The organism is Streptococcus pluranimalium (assembly GCF_047785745.1).
Lineage (GTDB): Bacteria > Bacillota > Bacilli > Lactobacillales > Streptococcaceae > Streptococcus > Streptococcus pluranimalium_B.
The window spans coordinates 1-5,942 of the sequence record NZ_JBLOJT010000104.1; the positions used below are offsets into that span (position 1 = coordinate 1).

General features: G+C 38.6%; 7 protein-coding genes and 1 riboswitch. Of the genes, 4 read left to right on the forward strand and 3 right to left on the reverse strand.

Annotated features, from left to right (window positions below):
• Positions 1-230: 230 nt before the first annotated feature.
• The 3 genes from rplS to ACMZ6U_RS08875 all read right to left on the reverse strand — a co-directional run bounded on the left by rplS (position 231) and on the right by ACMZ6U_RS08875 (position 2,664).
• Positions 231-578 carry a 50S ribosomal protein L19 gene (gene rplS / locus ACMZ6U_RS08865; RefSeq protein WP_018380965.1) on the reverse strand — a complete coding sequence of 116 codons (348 nt, stop codon included), beginning with the start codon at positions 576-578 and terminating at the stop codon, positions 231-233.
• 302 nt (positions 579-880) lie between these two features.
• A complete protein-coding gene (locus ACMZ6U_RS08870) occupies positions 881-2,101 on the reverse strand; it encodes a chloride channel protein (RefSeq protein ID WP_416108031.1) in 1,221 nt (406 codons plus the stop codon).
• Positions 2,102-2,149: 48 nt separating this feature from the next.
• A riboswitch (Fluoride riboswitch) is annotated at positions 2,150-2,220 on the reverse strand.
• The gene (locus tag ACMZ6U_RS08875) at positions 2,221-2,664 is read right to left on the reverse strand and encodes a flavodoxin (RefSeq protein WP_115129932.1); all 444 of its coding nucleotides are present in this window, start codon (positions 2,662-2,664) and stop codon (positions 2,221-2,223) included.
• A 250-nt stretch (positions 2,665-2,914) separates the two neighbouring features.
• Here ACMZ6U_RS08875 and yghU point away from each other — a divergent pair, with 250 nt between their 5' ends.
• The 4 genes from yghU (at position 2,915) to ACMZ6U_RS08895 (ending at position 5,604) form a co-directional block, all read left to right on the forward strand.
• Positions 2,915-3,694 carry a glutathione-dependent disulfide-bond oxidoreductase gene (gene yghU, locus ACMZ6U_RS08880; RefSeq protein ID WP_416108033.1) on the forward strand — a complete coding sequence of 260 codons (780 nt, stop codon included), beginning with the start codon at positions 2,915-2,917 and terminating at the stop codon, positions 3,692-3,694.
• 80 nt (positions 3,695-3,774) lie between these two features.
• Positions 3,775-4,218, forward strand: coding sequence for a GNAT family N-acetyltransferase (locus tag ACMZ6U_RS08885; protein WP_416108035.1), 444 nt, complete (start codon positions 3,775-3,777; stop codon positions 4,216-4,218).
• 2 nt (positions 4,219-4,220) lie between these two features.
• Positions 4,221-5,162, forward strand: a complete 942-nt coding sequence (locus tag ACMZ6U_RS08890) for a DHH family phosphoesterase (protein WP_416108037.1) — start codon at positions 4,221-4,223, stop codon at positions 5,160-5,162.
• Positions 5,137-5,604 (forward strand): GtrA family protein, encoded by a 468-nt coding sequence (locus ACMZ6U_RS08895; protein WP_416108039.1) that lies wholly within the window; start codon positions 5,137-5,139, stop codon positions 5,602-5,604. Before ACMZ6U_RS08890 ends, ACMZ6U_RS08895 begins: the two co-directional genes overlap by 26 nt.
• Positions 5,605-5,942 lie beyond the last annotated feature (338 nt).

The window sequence follows — 5,942 nt, forward strand, 5'->3', positions numbered from 1 at the left end:
ATCAAACGCCAAGCTTTTGGCTTTAAGAAATTCAAAAACTTTAAAACCAAAATACTCATCGCTTTAAACACTCAAAAAGAGAGAACCGGAACGATTCTCTCTAGATGTTAATTATAAGTCACCCACTACAGTTGACGAAGAACCCTATTGTCTCTCTTTTGTTTTGGGATAAAAAAACTCTTCCCCAAAGAGAAGAGTTGAAATCTGAGTTAATTAGTATATACCTAAAATTAACGACGGATTTCTTTGATACGTGCAGCTTTACCTTGCAATGCGCGTAGATAGTAAAGTTTAGCACGACGAACGCGACCATGACGAGTCACTTCGATTTTTTCAACACGTGGTGTGTGGATTGGGAAAGTACGTTCTACCCCGATACCTCCAGAGATTTTACGAACAGTATACATTTCTGAAATCCCTTGACCTTTACGTGAAATAACAACACCCTCAAAGATCTGAACACGTTCACGGTTACCTTCGACAACTTTCGCGTGTACACGAACAGTGTCACCAGCACGGAACTCAGGGATATCAGTACGAAGTTGACTTTCAGTCAAACTTTGGATTAATGGATTCATTTTTATTCTCCTTATCTTACTAATCGTAAGTACTTGTCTCAGCGGATTAGCCGTATTTCGTGCGTCCATTACACACAAAAGTTATCATAACATTTATCACCTCATTTGTAAAGTATCATGCTAGGTAATCATCTGTTTTTTGGCTTTTAGTATGCTCAAAAATCGTCATCACAAGCTACCTTACCCTTGCTCTTATCAGGCCTATGAAAAAAGAACTTAGTCTGAGACTAAATTCTATTTAGTTTACTAAATTTCTCAGAGTAAATTCCAGTTTGGTGGGAGCTAGAACTTGCTTTGAGAATTTAGCTTTTGGGCCGTTCTGCTATGGAATGTTTCTGAAGTTGGTAAATTGAGGGTAAGAATTGTAGACAGCTAACCATAACTAAGACGATAAAGGCATAAGGTGTATTGGTAAAACCAAAAACTTCTCCCATGATTAAAAGTGGTCCAAAGAGAGTATTGGTCGCACTAGCAAAAACTGCAACATAGCCAAGAGCTGCTAATAAGTCAATAGGTAAGCCAAAGAAGGGGGCTAAAACGACTCCTAAACTTGCCCCAATGGAGAACAGAGGTGTTACTTCTCCTCCTTGAAAACCTATCGAAATAGTGATAACCGTTAAAAATAGCTTTAATAGCCAATCATAAGCGTAAATATCACCCCCTAGAAAACTAGTATCAATAAGATTCGTCCCTAATCCTGAATAGCGTCCATTCTCTAGACTTAGAAAGATAAGAGCCATGACCAAACCACCAAAGGCAATTTTGACATAAGGATTAGGGACTATCTTGGTCAATCTGGCTTTAAGAAATTGTAAGCAAATGGCAAATAGTTTCCCAGCAAAAGCGAAGCAGAAACCTGCAAGGAGTAATTTTCCAACTGTCAGAAAATCCAGCTGTAGATTGCTAGAGATCTCATGACTGAATTTTTCCAAACCTAAAAAATGGCTCGTCTGACTGGCTATAAAAGCTGCGGTAAAGGCTGGCAGAAAAAGATGAAAGCTTAATTTTCCAATGACTAAAACCTCAAGAGCAAAAAAGGTTGCGGCCATCGGTGTCTCAAAAAGACCGCTAAATCCTGCTGCCATACCAATGACTAACAGTTCTTTACTATATTTTTTTAGAAAACGGAAGGCTGTTAAGTTTGTTCCGATAGCCGCACCTAACTGGACAGCTACACCTTCTCGACCTGCTGATCCTCCGAAAAGATGTGTTAACCAAGTGGTTACTATCACTAGGGGCATAAGGCGTTTAGGGATTTGTTGACGCTGTCCTTGTCCGACTTCAAACACTAAACCCATCCCTTTAATACTCTCGCCACCATATCGCTGATATAGAAATACGATCAACAAACCTGCTAAACCTAAAAAGGGGATGGTCCAGTAAGTAAATTGCGTGCGTATGCCCGAAACAAAGAGGAGCACTCTCCCAAAAAGGGCATCTAAGACACCAGCAGATAAGCCAATTATAATGGCAGCGACTTCTAGGCTGAGCAACTGTCGATACAAACGGTCTTGTAATTTCATATGATTCCTTTCTCAGTACCACGAAAAAAGCCAATGAGGCTACGACAAAAAAGCGTAGACGTCATCAGCTTTTCAGCGGTTTAGGTTTCCCTAGGGAGACAATCATTCCCAGTTATGTCTTAGCTTACACGCGCAGACAGTTCTTCTGCAAAACGTTCCAAGTTTTCAATATCTTCATCATCGGCAGCCAAGTCTACCTTAACAGACTCTGCTCCTTTTGTCGCACCAGTAAGCGCAAACTGTTTGTCGAAGTCATCGACACAGGTACAGAAGTCATCATAAAAAGTATCCCCTGAACCTGCACATCCATAAACTTTTCCTGACAAATCAAGGTCGGCTAATTCTTCATAGAAATCAACGATTTCATCTGGCAGTTCACCGTCATCATAAGTGTAAGTCACAACGATACAGATGTCCGCATCTTCAAAATCACTAGCTTCAACCATGGTACACTCTTCCATTTCGACCGTGTGTCCCAATTCTTCTAATTTATTGGTAATAATATCTGCTAATTCCTCATTATTACCTGTCATGCTGGCATAAACCACTTTTGCTAAGGCCATAATTTCCTCCGTGTCATTATATCATCGATTATTGTATCATATTTTTTAACTGACTCGCAAATCTATTTGAATTCCAAGGGCAAATCCTTGAAATTGCTTTTTAAATCTGCTAGTCTTTAATCAACAAAATAATACTCGAAGAAAATCAAAATCTGACTAGAAAAAACGTCGTAGCTAGAACTAAAGTTCATCAAGATAAACTTGACAATATCAGATTTTGATTTTCAATGAGTATAAGGAGGTAACATTTATGGCTGATTATCAATTACCAAAAGTCTGGCAAGATCCAGAAGAATACACAGGACTTAACCGTCCGAATGCTGGTAGTCGTTTTGATCAAAAACTTCCTCGTGGCGAAAAAACTTTCCAAGTTTATTCTTTAGGGACACCAAACGGTATTAAGGTTACTGTCATGTTTGAAGAATTAAAAGAACTCGGGGTTGATGTGGATTATGACTTGTTCAAAATCGATATCTCATCAGGAAATCAATTCGGTTCTGACTTTGTAGCTATCAATCCCAACTCTAAAATCCCTGCTATGGTGGATGTGACCGGAGAGAAAGAAATCAAGGTCTTCGAATCAGCTAATATTTTGCTTTACTTGGCTGAAAAATTCGGAGAGTTGATACCTCAATCACACCAAGAACGCAATGAGGTTCTCAACTGGCTCTTCTGGCAGACAGGTGCTGCACCATTTCTTGGAGGCGGTTTTGGACACTTCTTCCACTATGCGCCAGAAAAAATCGAGTATGCTATTGACCGCTATACCATGGAAGCCAAACGCCAACTTGATTTACTAGATAAAGAATTGGCTAAGAAATCATATATCGCTGGCGATGACTATACTATTGCTGATATTGCCATCTGGTCTTGGTATGGCCGCCTCGTAGATGGTAAACTCTATGATGGTTCTGATGTCTTTTTAGACGTCACTTCTTATCCAAATGTTTTAAAATGGGCTGAGAAAATTACTCAACGCCCCGCTGTTCAACGTGGTCTTGAAGTTGACTATAAGCCATTAGCTAAATAAAACTATGAAGAATTGGGTTTAGGCTCAATTCTTTTTTCATGTTATAATGGATTAATACAAGCAAGGAGGTCTTCGAAGCGATGTGGCAAGCCAAAACATTTAAACAATTAAGTACTCAAGAATTATTCCAACTCTATAAAACACGGATTGATGTTTTTGTTGTAGAACAAGCTTGTGCTTATCCCGAAATTGACCAAGCTGATAAAGTAGCTCTCCATCTTTTTAAATTAGATGGTAGTGGCCAAATTAAAGCTTACTGTCGCCTAATTCCAGATGAAAACATCAGCAAGTTAGGTCGTGTTTTGGTTGCAAAATCTTATCGCGGGCAAGGCCTAGGATATCAATTAGTCGCCAAAGCTATCGAGGTTTGTCATTCTGAATTTCCAGATAGGGATATCTTTGCTCAAGCTCAAAGCTATTTATGTGCTTTTTACGAACGTTTTGGATTTGTAAAAACGTCAGATTCCTACTTAGAAGATGGCATTCCTCATACTGACATGTTATTAAAATCAAAGGAAAAATAAGAATGTTTCAAACTATTTTATCAACTATCAAAAATTACCAAACCATTATTATCCATCGTCATCAAAGACCTGATCCTGATGCTCTTGGTTCACAATTAGGTCTTCGAGAAATCCTTCGCCATAACTTCCCAGAAAAAACAGTCTTAGCCGCAGGTATTGATGAACCCACTTTATCTTGGATGGCAGAAATGGATAAGGTCACAGACGAATCTTATAACGGAGCTTTGGTGATTGTTACAGACACTGCTAATCAACCCCGTATTGACGATCAGCGATACCAAGAAGGAGCCTCTTTGATTAAAATCGACCATCATCCCGATGAAGATGTCTACGGTGATTTATCTTATGTTGATACTAAAGCTTCTAGTGCCAGCGAAATCATTACTGAATTTGCTCTTGAAACCAGATTAATAGTAACCGACGAAGCTGCTCGTCTACTATATTCCGGCATCGTTGGAGATACTGGCCGTTTCCTTTACCCAACTACTAGCGCTAAGACCATGCGCATTGCAGCCGAACTTAGAGAGTTCCATGTGGATTTTGCTGCTATGGCTAGACAAATGGATTCATTTCCTTTTAAAATTGCTAAACTTCAAGGATACGTTTTTGATAACTTAGAGGTTTCAGAAAACGGTGCTGCACGAGTTACACTGACACAAGAGATCCTCCAAACATTCAATGTTACCGAAGCAGAATCCTCTGCCATTGTTGGAACTCCCGGTAAAATTGATAGTATCAAAGCGTGGGCCATTTTTGTCCAACAAGCTGACGGCAAGTCATATCGCGTTCGTATGCGTAGTAAAGGTGTTGTCATTAACACTATTGCTCAAAAACATGATGGAGGCGGTCATCCTCTAGCCAGTGGTGCAAATTCCTACAGCTTAGAAGAAAATGACCAAATTTTTCAAGAAATCATCGATGCCATTGATACCACGGAGGATTAAAGTGAAAACTATCAAAAAATTACTCAACAATGAAGTGATTTCTTACCTCATCTTCGGCGCCCTAACAACACTTGTCTACTTGGTTGTCAGAACTATTGTGTTTTCACTTAGCCAACAAGCAACTCTATCTGCAGTTATTGCTAACACTATTGCTATTTTATTTGCTTTTTTCACTAATGACAGTCTTGTTTTCAAACAAGAGAAAGCTGGTTGGCGGAAACGTTTAGTAACCTTTGCTGGAGCTAGGCTTTTTACACTACTGATTGATTTAGTATTAGCTTTTACCTTAGTAGAGCAATTCCCAAATCTTATCGGACAATTCGTCAATCATGATTTAGCTAAAGTCAACTTGATTGAATCACTCATTGCACAGGTCAGCATCGTTATTGTCAATTACATCATTAGTAAATATTTGGTCTTTAAAAATAAGAAAATCAGTTGAATTAGCTACTATTATAAAGTGATATATGAAAATATGTTTTATCCCGAAGTCTAAAATCTTTTACCTCAAAAATAGGCAATCCAAGAAAGAAATACTATTTAAATTCTATAGCTATTTATAATGCTATCAGTATTCAAGTAGATGAAAAGACTAGTTCACTTACTTAATAAGAGAAACTAGACTCAAAAAGGCTCTATAAGACTGTAGTAGGTAAATCCTCTGCAGATGTTACAGGGCTTTTTGACTACATGAAAAAAGGTTCTATAATTTCTGTAGTGGGTAAATCCCCTATGAAGATTATGGAGCCTTTTTAAGTGTAAAAAAAGCCCCATATGACC

Excerpts from the sequence above, each read along its gene's own strand:
- rplS (WP_018380965.1), bottom strand. The coding sequence starts at position 578 with ATGAATCCATTAATCCAAAGTTTGACTGAAAGTCAACTTCGTACTGAT.
- ACMZ6U_RS08870 (WP_416108031.1), bottom strand. The coding sequence starts at position 2,101 with ATGAAATTACAAGACCGTTTGTATCGACAGTTGCTCAGCCTAGAAGTC.
- ACMZ6U_RS08875 (WP_115129932.1), bottom strand. The coding sequence starts at position 2,664 with ATGGCCTTAGCAAAAGTGGTTTATGCCAGCATGACAGGTAATAATGAG.
- yghU (WP_416108033.1), top strand. The coding sequence starts at position 2,915 with ATGGCTGATTATCAATTACCAAAAGTCTGGCAAGATCCAGAAGAATAC.
- ACMZ6U_RS08885 (WP_416108035.1), top strand. The coding sequence starts at position 3,775 with ATGTGGCAAGCCAAAACATTTAAACAATTAAGTACTCAAGAATTATTC.
- ACMZ6U_RS08890 (WP_416108037.1), top strand. The coding sequence starts at position 4,221 with ATGTTTCAAACTATTTTATCAACTATCAAAAATTACCAAACCATTATT.
- ACMZ6U_RS08895 (WP_416108039.1), top strand. The coding sequence starts at position 5,137 with ATGCCATTGATACCACGGAGGATTAAAGTGAAAACTATCAAAAAATTA.